We start from the raw sequence: 16,433 nt of genomic DNA, 5'->3' as shown, positions 1-16,433 counted from the left end.
GTATTTAGATATTTTAAAATATATAAAATACATAAAATCATAGATTCTTTTTAAAAGTTTCGTATATGAATTAGGAGGCCTTTAACATGACGGTTTTCACATCTGCTTATTTTACAATGAATGAGCAGGAAGCTATTGAGTATGCAAAAACAAGGCTGGATTACTTTGCTCCTGATGCTGAATTGGAATGCAAGGAAATCGGGGATGGCAATTTAAACTATGTATTCAAGCTGACTGACCAAAGAAATAATAAGTCCCTTATCATTAAACAGGCCGGGCCTGTTGCAAGAATTTCAGATGAGTTTAAACTTTCTCCAGACCGCAACCGTATTGAATTCGAGATTTTGGAGCTGCAAAACAAGCTGGCGGAAGGGTTTGTACCAAAGGTGTATAACTATGATCCAATCATGAACTGTACCGCAATGGAGGATTTGTCTGATCATACTATCATGAGAACTGCATTAATGCAGCATGAAAAGTTTCCGCTGTTTGCCGACCATATTACAACGTTTATGGTGAATACTTTACTCCTTACTTCAGATGTGGTGATGGAGCATAAGGAAAAGAAAGGGCTAGTCCAAAAATACACGAATCCTGAATTGTGCGAAATTTCTGAGGACCTTGTGTTCACAGAGCCATTTTACGATTGTCCAAGGAATGAAGTTTTTGAGGGGACAAGAGAGTTTGCTCAAGAAGAGATTTGGGGGGATTTGAAACTTCAGCTTGAGACTGCCAAGCTCAAGTTTGAGTTTATGACCAATACTCAATCCTTGCTGCATGGCGATCTGCATACAGGCTCTATTTTTATAAAAAAAGATTCTACTAAAATCATTGATCCGGAGTTTGCCTTTTACGGGCCTGCTGGCTATGATGTTGGAAACGTTATTGCCAACCTGATTTTCGCTTATGTAAACGCGAAATATACAATGGCTGAAGGTGGAGCTAGAACCGACCAGATGGAATACCTTGAGAACACCATTGAAGACATTGTGGACCTTTTCAAGGATAAATTTTTAAGGGCATGGGATCAAAAGGCAACCGAACAAGCGGCCCGCTATGAAGGCTTTAAAGAATACTATCTTAATACTGTCCTTCGTGACACTGCGGCTGTAACTGGTCTCGAACTGTCCAGAAGAATTATTGGGTTGGCATCTGTTAAGGATGTCACATCCATTGAAGACCCAAACAGCAGAGCTGCAGCAGAAAAGATTTGTCTGTCAGCCGGAAAAATGTTTATTATGGATAGGGAATCTTTCAAAACAGGAGCCGACTTTGTCAGCGCTCTGAAGAAATGTGAAAAAAGATTCTGAGGAGGCAGCATGATGGGAAAACCTGTGGATGTAATTCAGTCAGTCAGATTGGACGATGAAAATGACACGCTTATTCTTTTAGATCAAACCGTTCTTCCATATGAAAAGAACTTTTTGCATTTAAAAGAATTAAAGGATATATGGGATGCAATCTATCATTTAAAGGTTCGCGGTGCGCCGGCTATCGGAATTGCCGCTGCATATGGAGTCTATTTGGGTACGATGCAATCAAATGCAGAAACCTATGATGACCTATATACCGATTTTAAAAAAGCAAAAGAATATCTGGCTTCTTCAAGGCCGACTGCCGTTAATCTATTTTGGGCGCTCGACCGCATGGAAGCCCGCTTTCAAAAGGAAGAAGATAAAAGTGTTAAAGAAGTAATATCTGCCCTAAAAGAAGAAGCTGAAAAAATACGGACGGAGGATGAAGAGGTGTGCGAGTCAATAGGCCAGCATGCTCTTTCTGTTCTCAAGCCCGGCTGGGGCATCCTGACGCACTGCAATGCAGGAACGATTGCGACCGCAAAATACGGTACCGCTCTGGCACCGATTTATCTTGGTCAGGAAAAGGGCTATGATTTTAAAGTATATGCAGACGAGACGCGCCCGCTTCTGCAGGGTGCCCGCCTGACTGCCTGGGAGCTGAAAGAAGCCGGCGTCGATGTCACACTTATTTGTGACAATATGGCGAGCATTGTGATGAAAGAAGGTAAAATCCAGGCTGTGCTTGTCGGCTGTGACCGGGTAGCGGCAAATGGAGATGCAGCCAATAAAATTGGCACATCCGGTGTAGCGATTCTAGCAAAGCATTATAATATTCCATTCTATGTTTGTGCGCCGTTATCAACGGTTGACTTGGTTTGTAAAACCGGGGATGACATCCATATAGAACTAAGACCGTCAGATGAAATTACCTCAAAATGGTATGAAAAGCCGATGGCACCAGAGGATGTACAAACATATAACCCTGCTTTTGATGTAACAGACAATGAATTGATCACTGGCATTATTACGGAAAACGGGATTGCGTATGCGCCATACAGTGAAAGCTTGCCTAAGATGTTTAAAAATTAATGAAAAAACCTCCGTCCTTTTTGGCGGAGGTTTTTCGTGTCTTTTCGCCTTTAAAGCGTTCAACTAGGAAAATATCCCCTGGAAAACTTGTAAAAGTCAGAGTGTAATTTGACTCTTTTCCCCCAACTTTCGAACTATTATTTTCTGTAAAAACTTAATATAAATGTAAAAAATATATATTTAACAATATAGAAGTAGTGGAAAATATATGTAAATAAGTCGAAAGGCCTGATACCTTTTTAGAAGCTATGAATCTGAGCCTGATTCCAAAGATTGTAAATTCCCTATTTTAGCATATTGTGAGAGTCATAATGTTTTAAATATACTTAAAAAGCAACATGAAACGACAGGAATAAATATAGAATTGAAAGGAGAAAAAGGATGAAGAAAAAAAGGGCATTAGGTGCAGCACTTCTAAGTATGACTATGGGTTTATCCGTTTTCACGGCAGGAGCATTTGCAAAAGGGCCGGAGACAAATGAAGCTTACAGGGTTCTGATTCAGGGACCTGCAGCTGAGCGGGCAAATGTAAAAGCACAGATCGAGGAACGCTGGGATTTTGGAAAGAATGGCCTGACTGCAGAGGTTAATGCGAAACAGTACGAGGCACTTTTAAAGAACAAGAACATCACGATCGAAAAGGTAAGCGAGGTTACACTTGATACAGTCAGAACGGAAGCATCTTTATCCAAGAAAGAGGCAATGTCTTTGGAAGCGGCAGGATATCCAAGCGACCAGACTCCATGGGGAATTGAATCCATTTATAATAACAGCAGCATCAGCAGCACTTCTGGCGGAAGCGGAATTAAAGTAGCTGTTCTTGATACAGGTGTTTATACCAATCATATTGACTTAGAAGGCTCTGCTGAGCAGTGTAAAGATTTTACCCAATACTATTCCTCTATGGTTAATGGTTCCTGTACAGACCGCCAAGGTCACGGAACTCATGTAGCGGGTACAGTTTTGGCGAATGGCGGCTATGATGGGCTTGGCATTTATGGTGTAGCCCCACAGGCTAAGCTTTGGGCGTACAAGGTTTTAGGCGATAACGGTTCAGGATATTCTGATGATATCGCTGGAGCAATCCGACATGTTGCAGACGAAGCAGTCCGCACTGGTTCAAAAGTAGTTATTAACATGTCACTGGGTTCCAGCGGGAAAGACTCATTAATTGCCAGCGCTGTTGATTATGCTTACAGCAAAGGCGTTCTCATTGTTGCTGCAGCAGGAAACTCCGGCTATAGCGCTAATACAATCGGCTACCCTGGTGCTTTAGTGAATGCAGTTGCGGTCGCTGCCCTTGAAAATGTTCAGCAAAACGGTACATACCGTGTAGCCAACTTCTCATCCCGCGGCAACCCGAACACGGATGGCGACTATTATATCCAAGAACGTGATGTAGAAGTATCTGCTCCAGGAAGCAGCATCGAATCCACTTGGTACAACGGCGGCTACAATACAATAAGCGGAACATCTATGGCTACTCCTCACGTAGCCGGGCTTGCGGCTAAAATCTGGTCCTCCAATCCTTACATGAGCCATACCCAGCTTCGCACAGAGCTTAGAAACCGTGCAAAACAGTATGACATTAAAGGAGGATACGGAGCAGCAACTGGTGACGACTACGCATCAGGCTTCGGATACCCTAGAGTAAGATAACTAATATATACCCCCGAACCGTCTGGTCTAATGATCAGGCGGTTTTTTGGAATCGCGAAATTGAAAATATTTCCGCGGAAATGATCAAATTTTAGCGAAACATGGATTGTTGATTATAGTTCTCTGTTGATTGGAGCGGATGGCACGAGACTCCTCGAAAATACATTCGCATTTCCTTCGTGCGGTAACTATTCAAGGATGCTTATTCAATGTCAACCGGGAGAAGCGAGTCATAAGGAGACCCCGCAGACACATATCGACGAGGAGAATTTATGGCCGCCAGCCGTTCGCTGAGCGCTTGAGCGGAAATCAACGGACAAACTAAAGGAATAAAAGTTTTAAAAATTGCTGATGCAAACCGATTTAGAATATACAATAGGAGAGGATATAAAAGAAAGGAGATGGCAGCCATGGCTGATTCATATACATATATAAGCGATAAAGAAGCAAAAGAACTTATCTGTGAAATGGGCAGGAGAGTATATAATAAAAATTTTGTAGCGGCTAATGACGGGAACATTTCTATTAAAACAGGCGATAATGAAATCTGGACGACACCTACAGGAGTAAGCAAAGGCTTTATGGCTCCTGGCATGATGGTCAAAATGGATCTCTCCGGCAATGTTTTGGAAGGAGCAAATAAACCTTCTTCAGAAGTGAAAATGCATCTAAGAGTATATCAGGAGAATCCGGAAGCAACAGCAGTCGTTCATGCCCATCCGCCTGTGGCAACATCGTTTGCGATTGCCGGGATAGGCCTTGATAAGCCCGTTTCACCAGAAGCCATCGTGTTGCTTGGCAAAGTTCCGGTTGCACCGTATGCTACACCGGGAACACAGGAAGTGCCTGATTCCATTGCACCATATTGCAAGGATTATAATGCCGTCCTTCTCGCCAACCACGGTGCATTAACCTGGGGCAGAAACATTACAGAAGCATACTTCAGAATGGAATCGCTTGAGCATTATGCGCTCATGCTGCTGTATTCCAACCATATTATTCAAAAATCAAATGAATTAACCACCGGGCAAATTGCAGAGCTTATCTCTATCCGCGAAAAAATGGGCATCCAAACAGGCGGAATCCCAGTTCCAAACAGCGAACGGAAAGCTGAAACAACGGCGGGGCTGTCTGGAGAAATGATCGAGCTTATTGTCAAAAAGGTTACAGAAGAAGTCCTGAAAAACGTTATAAAATAATCAAATTAGGATAGCTATAAGGGTATAGAAGCTGTTTTACATAAATGAATAAATTGCTTCTTTTAACTAAAACTATGTTGAAAACGCTTAAATAAAAAACGGCCATTGAATGAGACGTTAGGAGAGATCCCTATGAAACTACTAGTGATTGGCGGGGTGGCAGCGAGCATGTCAGCCGCTTCAAAGCTAAGGAGAATGGATGATAAAGCCGAAATCGTTGTGTATGAAAAAGGCAAATTTTTATCCTATGGAGCCTGTGGACTTCCCTATTATGTTTCAGGCGAAAATGATGACTATCGAAAAATGATTGCCAGGACACAAGAGCAATTTTCCGAGAGGGGCATCAAAACCTTTCTCCAGCATGAAGTGGTTAAAGTGGATACGAGAAAGAAAGAAGTAACTGTTAATGATCTAGCAAGCAATAAAACTTTTACTGATACATACGATAAGCTAATGATAGGTACAGGTACGTGTCCAATAATGCCGCCTTTTCCAGGTGCAGACCTTGAGAACATCCATATGCTGAAGACGCTAGAAGATGGGATGGTATTAAAAGAAATTGGCCATAATTCTGGAGTGAAGGATGTTGTTATTGTTGGCGGCGGCTATATTGGTATCGAAGTAGTAGAAGCGATGAAAACGATCGGCAAAAATGTCAGAGTCATTGAAATGGGAGAGCGGATTCTTGCGCCTTTTGATAAAGAAATAACAGACATTGCTGAAAAAGAAATCCTGGAAAATGGCGTTGAACTGAACCTGGGTGAAAGGGTAGAGAGCTTCAGCGGAGACAAAAAAGTGGAAAGCGTGAAAACGGATAAAGGCACATACAAAGCTGACTTGGTGCTGGTTGCAGTTGGCGTAAGGCCTGCGACGAAATTCCTGGAAGGATCGGGCATTCAATTAGCCGAAAATGGCGCCATCATTATTGATCGCGAAATGCGCACGAATATTGAGGATGTATATGCAGCAGGAGACTGTGCGCAAGTCTATCATAAAGTGCTTGAAGAAAACGATTATATCCCGCTCGGAACCAATGCCAATAAATGTGGCCGCCTTGCAGGAGCCAATATAGCCGGAAGCCATGAAAAGTATGTGGGAACACTGGGAAGTGCAGCCATTAAAATTTTTAACATGGAGCTTGGCAGAACAGGGCTTTCCGAGGAAGATGTGAAAAAGATGGGCATCGGCTACTCAACCGAATTTGTGAAGGCTGCAGACCATCCGAGCTATTATCCAAATCCGACACCCATATGGATCAAGCTCATTTGTGAAAAAGAGTCGAAGCGAATTCTTGGCGCCCATGCAATCGGCAACAAAGGCGTCGTCCTGAGAATCGACGTGTTTGCGGTGGCCATCCATAATAACATGCCTGCCGATGAACTTGGCATGGTTGACCTATGCTATGCACCGCCATTTGCCGGTGTTTGGGACGCAATCCATATTGCCAGCAACGCAGCTAAGTAATAGAAAGCCAGCTGAAATGCTGGCTTTTTTGCATTTGGCTCTGTTAAAGCTCAATTTTGATATTTGCACCCTGCTGATTGGAGCGGAAGGCGCGAGATCCTCGAAGATGCATTCGCATTTCCTTCGTGCGGTGTAAAATCAAGGAAGCTTATTCAAAGTCCTGCGGGAGAAGCGAGTCAAAGGGAGACCCCGCAGGCTTATTGCCTGAGGAGCGACGGACCGCCCGCGGTTCGCTGAGCATGAAGCGGAAATCAACAGGCAAGTTTAACAGAGCCTTGCATTTTAAAAAGGAGATTGAATAAGTATGTTGAATATTTCCATATAAATAGGGTTTTTGTGGAGGTATCAAATGTCTGGCATGTTTAAAAGAATTGACACCGTCTTTCTTCAGGTTAAAGATTTTGAAAAAGCAATTGATTGGTATAGCACAGTACTGGGATTTCCGGTAAGATGGAAGGATGATCAGGGCGGATATGCAGCCCTGGAAATTGGTGAGACACCTTTAACGCTAGTCCGGTCAACCGAAAGGATCAAGGAAAGGAAAGATTCACATATCTCTTTTAACTTCTTTGTTGTTGATATTGAAATAGCCCACCGCCATTTGCTCCAGCACAGGGTTAAAGCAGAGCCGCTCCAGGATGATAGGACTGCTAAGTGGTTTGAGTTCGAAGACCTTGATGGAAATAAACTTGGAGTCTGCCATTTTAGCGAATAAACAAAAAGCTGCCCCGTGAAAATAGGGAGCAGCTTTTTAGATTAGATTCATTAATAAATAAAATCAGGTTTACACTGAAATCGTTTAAAATTCGCTGATAAAATAGATTATTCATCAAAAAAATGAATTTAGAGCTGATAAATCGTTTTGGGCATAAATCTTCTAATAACTCTTCAAAACGGCTTCCGCTAATAGGAATCCCTCGCCAGGTTAGGATGGCGGTTCATCGCACCCAGCAAAATCAGTCCGCTTAAGATCAGCAATGAACTGGTTACAACGAACACAGCTGAAAAGCCAAAGTATGCGGAGATTAAACCGCCCATGACAGGTCCGATAATGTTTCCGAAGAAGCGGAGGCTTGTGTTGTAGCCAAGCACTTCACCCTGCATGGCAACCGGCGCTTCCTGGCGGATATACGCGATTCGGACAGGAATAATGCCTCCGATTGTCACACCAAGCGCAAATCGGACAAGGACAAGCTGCCACATGTTAGTGACGAAGCCGCCGGGCAAGTAAAAAACGCCAGCGAGGAGCAGAAGAACAACCAAAGTCTTTATATATCCATGCTGGTCCCCGATTTTTCCCCATTGTCTTGCCATTAATAAATTTCCGACACCTGCCGCAGAAAATGCAATTCCGGCAAAAAAGGCCAGATTTTCCGGCCCGTGCAATTCACTGACATATAAAGAAAGAATAGGCTGAATGCTGAAGTGTGCCATTTGAACAAGAGTTGAAATCAGCATAACTGTCAGCAGAACCGGGTTGCGGATAATATGCTGGATAACGGCTTTGCTTGAGTAGCGGGTCTTTTCTCCCTTTTGGGTCTCAACTTTATATTCCTTTGTGAAAAATACAAGGAGAGCGGAGACAAAGATGGCAACAGAGGTCCATTTAAACGTATCTGCAAATCCGAATAAATCAGCCAAAGCTCCGCCAAGAAGCGGGCCCATCAGGGAACCTGTGATGCTTCCCGTCTGCAGGGTGCCCATCACTCTTCCGGCAATTTCCTTAGGAGTCTGTGTAGAAATAAACGCCTGTGACATCCCGATGAAGCCTGTAAAAATGCCCATAAACAACCTTAGGAAAAACAGCTGCCAGACATTGGTTACATAACCCATCATGAATATCGATAAGCCCATTCCAATCCCGGACAGAATCAGTATTTTTTTGCGTCCGAAAAGGTCTCCGATTCTTCCCCAAACCGGAGAAAAAAGAAATGCGGTAACGAATGTAATCGCAAACGTCCAGCCCGCCCAATTCTGAACAAAGGTCGCGGAATGGTTTCCAAACGTTTCTATATATAATGAGATAAATGGAAGTACCATTGTCATGCTGCCGGCCACAAAGAAATTGGCGAACCACATGATCATTAAATTGCGTTTTATTTTTTTATTCATGATTGAAACACTTCTTTCCGGTCAACATTTCGTTTCCCTAAATATATAATAGCGGAAATTTCCGAAAATAGGAAGGCTAATGTTCTCTATAATTCTATTTAACCCATTATCACTGAACAAAACGATCTCTGGTTCCGGAAAAAGTAAAGCAAGTCAAAAAGTACTATGACATTATTCAGTATGTCCGTTAAAAAATCATTGTAATATAACAGTCTATAATCTATAATTCTTAATAGGAAAAAGATTCAGAATATATAATAAAAGGGGGAAGTTGTTTGGAAGCTTTTGTTAATCAGCTTAATAGTATCTTATGGAGTACACCGGTTATTTACATCTTGCTTGGTGTAGGATTGCTGTTTTCTATCCTAACCCGGTTTTTACAGGTCCGGCATATCAAGGACATGGTTTTGCTTATGTTCAGAGGAAAAAGTTCCGCAGCGGGCGTTTCGTCTTTTCAGGCCTTATCTATTGCTCTTTCAGGCCGCGTAGGAACTGGTAACATTGCAGGTACTGCTACTGCTATAGCAATGGGCGGTCCCGGTGCCGTTTTCTGGATGTGGACAATTGCTTTTATCGGAGCAGGCAGTGCATTCGTTGAGTCCACATTAGCCCAAATTTACAAAGTGAAAAAAGATGGTGTCTACCGAGGCGGACCTGCTTATTACATTGAAAAAGGAATTGGAATCAAATGGTTTGCCGTTCTCTTTGCGATTTCGACATTGTTGGCGATGGCCCTGTTAATGCCAGGAATCCAGTCAAATTCAATTGCCTTGGGAATGGAAAATGCATTTGGCATTAATAAAGCTGTAACGGGCCTAGTTATTGTCGGCTTGCTGGCTCTTATCATTTTTGGCGGGGTAAAGCGTATTGCGACTGTTGCGCAGTATACTGTGCCATTCATGGCAGTTGGTTATATTATTGTTGCTTTAATTATTATTGGCATGAATTTAGGCGAATTGCCTGGCGTTATTTCTTTAATTTTCAGCAGTGCATTCGGCGCTGATTCCATGTTTGGAGGCATCATCGGAAGCGCAATCGCCTGGGGCGTAAAGCGCGGTATCTATTCCAATGAAGCCGGACAGGGTACTGGGCCGCACGCTGCAGCTGCAGCCGAGGTTTCCCATCCTGCCAAACAAGGTCTTGTACAGGCGTTCTCAGTATATATCGATACATTGTTTGTATGTTCCGCAACTGCTTTCATGATTCTATTTACTGGAATGTTCAACACTGTCGGAGCAGATGGGACTACTCCTATAGTAGAAAACCTTCCTGGTGTTGAGGCTGGTCCTGGTTATACACAGGCAGCTGTTGAATCAGTACTTCCAGGATTCGGAGCAGGCTTTGTTGCTGTATCACTATTCTTCTTCGCATTTACAACAATCATGGCTTACTACTATATGGCTGAAACAAACGTAGCTTACTTAGTAAGCGATAAAAATAGCAAAATTGCCATGTTTGTTCTTAAATTAGTTTTACTTGGTGCCACTTTCTATGGTGCTGTAAAGACAGCAGGCCTTGCGTGGGCGCTTGGAGATGTCGGTCTGGGATTAATGGTTTGGCTTAACGTAATCGCAATTCTAATCCTTGCGAAACCAGCCTTAATCGCATTGAGAGACTATGAAGCCCAGAAGAAGCAAGGACTTGATCCTGTATTCAATTCCAAAAAGCTTGGCATTAAAAATGCAGAGTATTGGGAAGAAGAATACAAGCATCAGGAAGAAAAAGTATCTTAATAGAAAAGTTAAAGGATGTCCGGCTGATGCCGGGCATTTTTTTATTAGGGAGTTTAATCTTTGAAAACTGTCTATCTGCGACCCGTCAAGCTTTTTTATTTTTACAATCTTTAATCTAATTTTACAATTTATTGGTTATTCCTTAGCATTCTCTTAATAATTGTCCACTACCATTGTAGTTGGGATTGATACATAAATAAAATGCAAACATTTTTAAACGAAAAGAAGAGGTGCTATAGGATGACTGAATTAAATCGCCGCAAATTCTTAACATATGTAGGTACGGGAGTGGGGGCTTTAACAGTTGCTTCCGCTGGTTTAGGAGCAATGGTGCCAAAGGCGGAAGCCAAAGGTGCAGAAGCGGCTTCCCATCTATTCGGATTCCAAAAGAAAATCTCTGGTTTGAATTTTAAGCCAATTGATCCTACGGATAAGGATGACCTGGTTCTTCCGCGCGGGTATAAATATGATGTTGTGGCAGCATATGGAGATGTCATCAACCAAAAAGGGGACACATTTGGTTTTAACAATGACTTTACATTATATTTTCCCATTGATGGAGACAAGCGCGGTTTATTATGGGTAAACCACGAATACTCAAGTGAAATATTTGTCCATGGGGTAAAGCCGGCAAGTGGCAACTATACAGCTGCACAAATTCAAAAAATGCTCTACAACCAGGGCGGATCCATTATCGAAGTGTACCGCGATAAAGATGGGACCTGGAAAATGGACACAAAATCAAAATATGCACGCCGCATTACAGGTCTTACTTCATTTCAGCTAACAGGCCCTGCGAGAGGTTCTAAAGCAGTTGCGGGTGCAACCAATGTTCAAGGAACTTTTGCCAATTGCTCAGGCGGAATGACTTTATGGGGAACTGTTTTATCAGCAGAAGAAAACTTTGAAAACACAGCAAAGGATGCAGGATTGAATGATACACATTACGGATGGATTGTGGAAATTGACCCATTTGATCCCAACTTTAAACCGCGCAAACATACTGGCCTTGGGCGTTTCAACCATGAAAATGCAGCAGTTGGCCTGACAAATGACAACCGTGTTGTTGTGTACATGGGCGATGACAAAAAGGATGCCTGTGTCTATAAATTTATCAGCAAAAATAAATATGTAGAATCGCGCGGCAAGTCAAATGCCGACCTTCTTGAAGAAGGAACTCTATATGTAGCCAATATGGGCAGCGGCAAATGGGTGCCTCTAACGATTGAAAATGTTCGTAATGCTGCCAAGAGCAAGCCAGAGCTATTAGAAATGTTTCAGACTCAGGCTGATGTTGTCGTGAACTGCCATGAAGCAGCACTTCTGGTAGGCGGAACGCCAACCGACCGTCCGGAAGATGTGGAAATCAGCCCATTTGATAAAACTGTCTTTATCGCCCATACGAATAATGACAGACATGGAAACTTCCACGGGCATATTACCAGATTTATAGAAGAAGGCGATGATCTGGGTGCATTAACATTCGATTTTGAGATTTTCGCAGCGGGCGGAAAGCAAAGCGGATTCAGTGCCCCTGACAATTTAACGTTTGATAGCCTTGGCAACCTTTGGACTGTTACTGATATGTCATCAAGCAAACTGAATAGCGGCATTTACACACACTTTGCCAATAATGGCATGTTCGTTATCCCAACCATCGGAAAAAATGCAGGCGAAGCATTCCAGTTCGCATCAGCACCTGTTGAAGCTGAATTAACAGGACCGTCTTTTACTCCAAATGAAACAGCATTATTCCTGTCCATCCAGCATCCGGGAGAAGAAACCGCAGACTTGAACAATCTGACAAGCAGATGGCCCCACCGCAAGGGAGATACTATGCCGCGTCCGGGTGTTGTGGCAATCACAGGCTTTAAATACTAGGAGGTTAACATGCTATCAAATATAGGAATTCCAGGATTAATTTTAGTATTGGTATTGGCGCTAATCATTTTCGGTCCATCAAAGCTTCCGGAAATTGGGAGGGCATTTGGAACAACCTTGAAAGAGTTTAAGAAATCAACACGCGAGCTTGTCTCAGATGACCAGCCAACTGAAGAGAAAAAGCAGAAAGAATTACTATAAAAATAAGAGGGAGGAAGAGAGTTTCTTCCTTCCTTTTGCTATTGAGGTGTTTGAACATGAATGATCAGGCAGTCAACGTCCTTCAGCATTTTGAGGAGCTTCGCAAAAGGCTGATTATTATTGCTGTAACCTTTATTGTTTTTTTAGCGCTATCCTTTATATTTGTAAAGGATATTTACGAATGGCTTGTAAAAGACTTGGATTTTAAGCTGGCTGTTCTGGGACCTTCTGAAATTCTCTGGGTCTATTTTATGCTAGCATCCGTGGTCGCGATAGCAGGTGCTATCCCGGTTGCCGCCCACCAAATCTGGCTGTTCGTCAGCCCAGCCCTGACAAAAGCAGAAAGAAAAGTAACATTATCCTATATTCCGGCTCTATTTTTCTTGTTTTTAACCGGCATTTCATTTGGCTATTTTGTCCTGCTGCCGCTTGTCCTGAATTTTTTAATGGCCTTATCAGGTGAAATGTTTACCGCTTTTTTTACAACGGAAAAGTATTTTAAATTCGTGCTTCATTTAACATTGCCGTTCGGTTTTTTATTTGAACTTCCAGTCGTGATCATGTTCCTGACCAGTCTCGGCATCATCAATCCATATTCACTGCAGAAAATAAGAAAGTATGCTTATTTTGTGCTGATTGTTGTTGCGATTTTGGTTACACCTCCAGATTTCATATCAGATATTCTGGTCACACTGCCATTATTGCTTCTTTATGAGGCAAGTGTCAGCTTATCAAAGATTATTTATAGCCGGAAAATGAAAAAACAGGCGGCTTTACAGTGAAAAATGTAGGTTTAATAGTAAAAACCACTAAAAAAACTAAACCTGTCAGTGAAAATCACGATGGTTTTGTTCATGTCCATATCTTTTATTAGCAACTTTGGTCATTTTATTAGCAACTTTTTCGGTTTATTTGCAACTCGGAGTCATTTATTAGCAACTTTTCAATTATATTAGCAACTGACACTTTTTTCACTTGCCGGGAACGGTCATCAACTCACTAAAAAAGCTTGGATCGAATAGGGTCCAAGCTTTCTCTATTATTCTATTATTTCACGCGAGGGAAACCAAATCCTGACGCGTAATCATCACCAGCTGCAGCTCCTGTTCCGCCAAGGATGTCATATTGCTTGGAACGGGTTTGAAGCTCTTCGCGAAGGCCAGTGTGAGTCAAAGCAGGGTTTTCAGCCCAAATCTTTGCTGCCAGTCCGGATATGTGCGGAGTAGCCATGGAAGTACCGCTTATTGTGTTGTATGTTCCGTCAAACCAAGTAGATTCAATCGCTCTTCCTGGTGCCGATAGTTCAACATCGCGTTCCTGGATGACATAGTCGCCGTCAGTATCAGGGTTTCCGCGAGAAGAGAAGTCTGCTACACGGTATGAGCCGTTTTCCTGGACATCTTCCAAAGCAGCAACTGCAATTGCATTGACTAGAGCACCTGGATAGCCGATTGTGTTATCGTCTGGGCCTGAGTTTCCAGCTGCTGCCACAACTAAAACACCTTTTCCATATGCATAATCAACGGCATCTGCAATCAGTGAGCTCTTTGAACTTGAACCTAATGACATGGAGATGACTACTTTTGAACCAGTGCTGACTGCTTGATCTGCCGCATGCTGAATAGCGCCTGCGATATCATCGGAGTAGCCTGAACCTCTGTCGTTCAACACTTTATATGCCCATAAGTCAGCTTCAGGTGCAACACCATAAACTCCTTGTCCACTAGCCCCGCCATGAGCTAAAACAGTACCGGCAACATGCGTGCCATGTCCATTTTTGTCATCACAGCTTCCGTTAATTAAAGGTGATTTCCTTTGAGTGAAGTCTTTACATTGCTCTTCCTGACCTGCGAGGTCAGCATGTGCAGTGTTTACCCCAGTGTCTAGCACTGCCACTTTTACCCCGTTTCCGCCGGAGGTGCTTTGGATCGCACTGTCATTATAAATTGCTTCAATTCCCCACGGAGTGCTATCTGCAGGAACAGCAGCAGCCTCTGTTCCTGGTTTAGCAGCAGATTCCTTGCTGACGGGGGTTAGGTTAACCTGGTCCACTCGATCAATCTCCAAATTTTTATTATTCAATAATGCTTGATACTGTTTCGCGTTTACCGTTGTAGTAAAACCATTCTGGCCAAAATCCCAGCGCACGCCATAGTTTGCTTTTGCCTTCGCTTTTTCAGCGCTTGGCCCCTGAATCATGACCCGGTAGGTTTCTTTGCTCTCAACTTGCTGGCCGAACGCCCCAGACGCAAATACAGAAAGCCCCATTGCTACACTTAGTACTGCTGACCCAATTACTCTTTTTTTCTTCATCCAAAATCTCCTCTCAAACTATGTATTTGTCACAGCATAAAGCTGTACTTTCATTATATTTAAAAAATTCAAAATAGTTAAACTGTACTATTTTGCCAGAATTTGGGCTTTTTAGACTATTATTCAGAGGAAACGGGAATCTTTCTTTTAATCTTTCAAAAAATATTCTTTTAATTATAGGTAAATATTTCAAATTGGGTTTGAATATTAATGGAGTTAACCTTCCTTCCGGCAGGGTAAAGCCTAGTAAATTGCTGAAGGAGTGTGAAAGATGAGAGCTGTTACCTACCAGGGAGCTAAAGATATTCAAGTGAAAAATGTAGAGGATCCAAGGATTGAGAAACGGGATGATATCATTGTCAGGATTACTTCAACCGCCATTTGCGGTTCAGATCTGCACTTATATCAAGGAAATATGCCACTGCGCCCAGGCTATATTATTGGGCATGAACCAATGGGGATTGTTGAAGAAACAGGTCCTGATGTGACGAGGGTGAAAAAAGGCGATCGGGTCGTGATTCCCTTTAATGTTTCATGCGGGCATTGCTTTTACTGCCAGAACGAAATGGAAAGCCAGTGCGATAATTCCAATCCCCATAAAGACGCAGGAGGGTACTTCGGTTACACAGAAAAATACGGAAACCACCCGGGCGGCCAGGCTGAATACTTAAAAGTGCCTTTTGGCAATTTCATGCCTTTTGTTGTACCGGAATCCTGCGAGCTGGAGGATGAATCACTTCTCTTTTTATCAGACGTACTGCCAACAGCTTATTGGAGCGTGGAGCATTCTGGTGTGAAAAAGGGAGATACAGTTGTAGTCCTAGGCTGCGGGCCCATCGGATTGATGACCCAAAAGTTCGCCTTGATGAAAGGAGCCAAACGTGTGATTGCCGTTGATCACCTGGATTATCGGCTGAACCATGCTAAGCTAACGAATGATGTGGAAGTTTATGACTTTACGAAATATGATGATATGGGTACTTATATAAAAGAAATCACCCAGGGCGGTGCAGATGTGGTCATTGATTGCGTCGGAATGGACGGCAAAAAATCCGCTGTGGAAAAGGTTGAGCAAAAGCTGAAGCTGCAGGGCGGAACGCTTGGCCCTATTCAAATTGCCGCGAAAGCGGTCAGAAAGTTTGGAACTGTCCAGCTGACAGGCGTATATGGTTTAACTTATAATATGTTCCCGCTTGAAGAGTTTTTCTCAAGAAACATCACCATAAAAATGGGACAGGCTCCGGTGGTGCATTACATGCCAGAGCTGTTCGAAAAAATCAACAATAAGGAATTCGATCCGAAATCAATTATCACACATCAGATTCCATTGGAAGAAGCTGATCGCGCATATAAAATATTTAATGACCATCAAGATGACTGTATAAAGGTTATTTTAAAGCCGTAATGTATCGGTTCTGCGGTCTTGCCCGATTTTTGAACATTTAGTTCAGTCTGAATGCGTTAATAACTGAATGATCTATACC

General features: G+C 42.7%; 13 protein-coding genes. 11 read left to right on the top strand and 2 right to left on the bottom strand.

Annotated features, from left to right (window positions below; all coding sequences use genetic code 11):
- The first annotated feature begins 86 nt into the window (after window positions 1–86).
- The 6 genes from mtnK to DFO73_RS11080 all read left to right on the top strand — a co-directional run bounded on the left by mtnK (window position 87) and on the right by DFO73_RS11080 (window position 7,424).
- Complete coding sequence (gene mtnK, locus DFO73_RS11105) at window positions 87–1,310, top strand: S-methyl-5-thioribose kinase (protein ID WP_110064862.1); 1,224 nt, start codon at window positions 87–89, stop codon at window positions 1,308–1,310.
- A 12-nt stretch (window positions 1,311–1,322) separates the two neighbouring features.
- The gene (gene mtnA / locus DFO73_RS11100) at window positions 1,323–2,387 is read left to right on the top strand and encodes an S-methyl-5-thioribose-1-phosphate isomerase (protein WP_219993429.1); all 1,065 of its coding nucleotides are present in this window, start codon (window positions 1,323–1,325) and stop codon (window positions 2,385–2,387) included.
- Between the two features lie 381 nt (window positions 2,388–2,768).
- Window positions 2,769–4,046 (top strand): S8 family peptidase, encoded by a 1,278-nt coding sequence (locus tag DFO73_RS11095; protein WP_110064860.1) that lies wholly within the window; start codon window positions 2,769–2,771, stop codon window positions 4,044–4,046.
- Window positions 4,047–4,456: 410 nt separating this feature from the next.
- Window positions 4,457–5,245 (top strand): class II aldolase/adducin family protein, encoded by a 789-nt coding sequence (locus DFO73_RS11090; RefSeq protein WP_110064859.1) that lies wholly within the window; start codon window positions 4,457–4,459, stop codon window positions 5,243–5,245.
- A gap of 132 nt (window positions 5,246–5,377) precedes the next feature.
- Window positions 5,378–6,709: a CoA-disulfide reductase gene (locus DFO73_RS11085; protein WP_110064858.1), complete on the top strand. Its 1,332-nt coding sequence runs from the start codon at window positions 5,378–5,380 to the stop codon at window positions 6,707–6,709.
- A gap of 349 nt (window positions 6,710–7,058) precedes the next feature.
- Complete coding sequence (locus tag DFO73_RS11080; RefSeq protein ID WP_110064857.1) at window positions 7,059–7,424, top strand: VOC family protein; 366 nt, start codon at window positions 7,059–7,061, stop codon at window positions 7,422–7,424.
- A 188-nt stretch (window positions 7,425–7,612) separates the two neighbouring features.
- Here DFO73_RS11080 and DFO73_RS11075 read toward each other — a convergent pair whose 3' ends face one another.
- Window positions 7,613–8,821, bottom strand: a complete 1,209-nt coding sequence (locus DFO73_RS11075) for an MFS transporter (RefSeq protein WP_110064856.1) — start codon at window positions 8,819–8,821, stop codon at window positions 7,613–7,615.
- A gap of 275 nt (window positions 8,822–9,096) precedes the next feature.
- Between DFO73_RS11075 and DFO73_RS11070 the strand changes: the two genes are divergently transcribed.
- The 4 genes from DFO73_RS11070 to tatC all read left to right on the top strand — a co-directional run bounded on the left by DFO73_RS11070 (window position 9,097) and on the right by tatC (window position 13,418).
- Window positions 9,097–10,554, top strand: coding sequence for an alanine/glycine:cation symporter family protein (locus tag DFO73_RS11070; protein WP_110064855.1), 1,458 nt, complete (start codon window positions 9,097–9,099; stop codon window positions 10,552–10,554).
- A gap of 240 nt (window positions 10,555–10,794) precedes the next feature.
- Window positions 10,795–12,435: a PhoX family protein gene (locus DFO73_RS11065; protein ID WP_110064854.1), complete on the top strand. Its 1,641-nt coding sequence runs from the start codon at window positions 10,795–10,797 to the stop codon at window positions 12,433–12,435.
- A gap of 9 nt (window positions 12,436–12,444) precedes the next feature.
- Complete coding sequence (locus DFO73_RS11060) at window positions 12,445–12,636, top strand: twin-arginine translocase TatA/TatE family subunit (RefSeq protein WP_110064853.1); 192 nt, start codon at window positions 12,445–12,447, stop codon at window positions 12,634–12,636.
- A gap of 56 nt (window positions 12,637–12,692) precedes the next feature.
- Window positions 12,693–13,418, top strand: a complete 726-nt coding sequence (tatC, locus tag DFO73_RS11055) for a twin-arginine translocase subunit TatC (protein ID WP_110064852.1) — start codon at window positions 12,693–12,695, stop codon at window positions 13,416–13,418.
- A gap of 265 nt (window positions 13,419–13,683) precedes the next feature.
- On the opposite strand, the gene DFO73_RS11050 is transcribed toward tatC, so the two are convergent.
- Entirely contained in the window at window positions 13,684–14,949 is a 1,266-nt protein-coding gene (locus tag DFO73_RS11050; protein WP_110064851.1) for a S8 family peptidase, read from the bottom strand.
- Window positions 14,950–15,220: 271 nt separating this feature from the next.
- Here DFO73_RS11050 and DFO73_RS11045 point away from each other — a divergent pair, with 271 nt between their 5' ends.
- Window positions 15,221–16,354: a zinc-dependent alcohol dehydrogenase gene (locus DFO73_RS11045; RefSeq protein WP_110064850.1), complete on the top strand. Its 1,134-nt coding sequence runs from the start codon at window positions 15,221–15,223 to the stop codon at window positions 16,352–16,354.
- Window positions 16,355–16,433 lie beyond the last annotated feature (79 nt).

The organism is Cytobacillus oceanisediminis (genome assembly GCF_003182355.1).
Lineage (GTDB): Bacteria > Bacillota > Bacilli > Bacillales > Cytobacillaceae > Cytobacillus > Cytobacillus oceanisediminis_A.
Note: the sequence above shows the minus strand (reverse complement) of the source record. Positions and strands in the feature narration are given on the sequence as shown.

Excerpts from the sequence above, each read along its gene's own strand:
- mtnK (WP_110064862.1), top strand. The coding sequence starts at position 87 with ATGACGGTTTTCACATCTGCTTATTTTACAATGAATGAGCAGGAAGCT.
- mtnA (WP_219993429.1), top strand. The coding sequence starts at position 1,323 with ATGGGAAAACCTGTGGATGTAATTCAGTCAGTCAGATTGGACGATGAA.
- DFO73_RS11095 (WP_110064860.1), top strand. The coding sequence starts at position 2,769 with ATGAAGAAAAAAAGGGCATTAGGTGCAGCACTTCTAAGTATGACTATG.
- DFO73_RS11090 (WP_110064859.1), top strand. The coding sequence starts at position 4,457 with ATGGCTGATTCATATACATATATAAGCGATAAAGAAGCAAAAGAACTT.
- DFO73_RS11085 (WP_110064858.1), top strand. The coding sequence starts at position 5,378 with ATGAAACTACTAGTGATTGGCGGGGTGGCAGCGAGCATGTCAGCCGCT.
- DFO73_RS11080 (WP_110064857.1), top strand. The coding sequence starts at position 7,059 with ATGTCTGGCATGTTTAAAAGAATTGACACCGTCTTTCTTCAGGTTAAA.
- DFO73_RS11075 (WP_110064856.1), bottom strand. The coding sequence starts at position 8,821 with ATGAATAAAAAAATAAAACGCAATTTAATGATCATGTGGTTCGCCAAT.
- DFO73_RS11065 (WP_110064854.1), top strand. The coding sequence starts at position 10,795 with ATGACTGAATTAAATCGCCGCAAATTCTTAACATATGTAGGTACGGGA.
- DFO73_RS11060 (WP_110064853.1), top strand. The coding sequence starts at position 12,445 with ATGCTATCAAATATAGGAATTCCAGGATTAATTTTAGTATTGGTATTG.
- tatC (WP_110064852.1), top strand. The coding sequence starts at position 12,693 with ATGAATGATCAGGCAGTCAACGTCCTTCAGCATTTTGAGGAGCTTCGC.
- DFO73_RS11050 (WP_110064851.1), bottom strand. The coding sequence starts at position 14,949 with ATGAAGAAAAAAAGAGTAATTGGGTCAGCAGTACTAAGTGTAGCAATG.
- DFO73_RS11045 (WP_110064850.1), top strand. The coding sequence starts at position 15,221 with ATGAGAGCTGTTACCTACCAGGGAGCTAAAGATATTCAAGTGAAAAAT.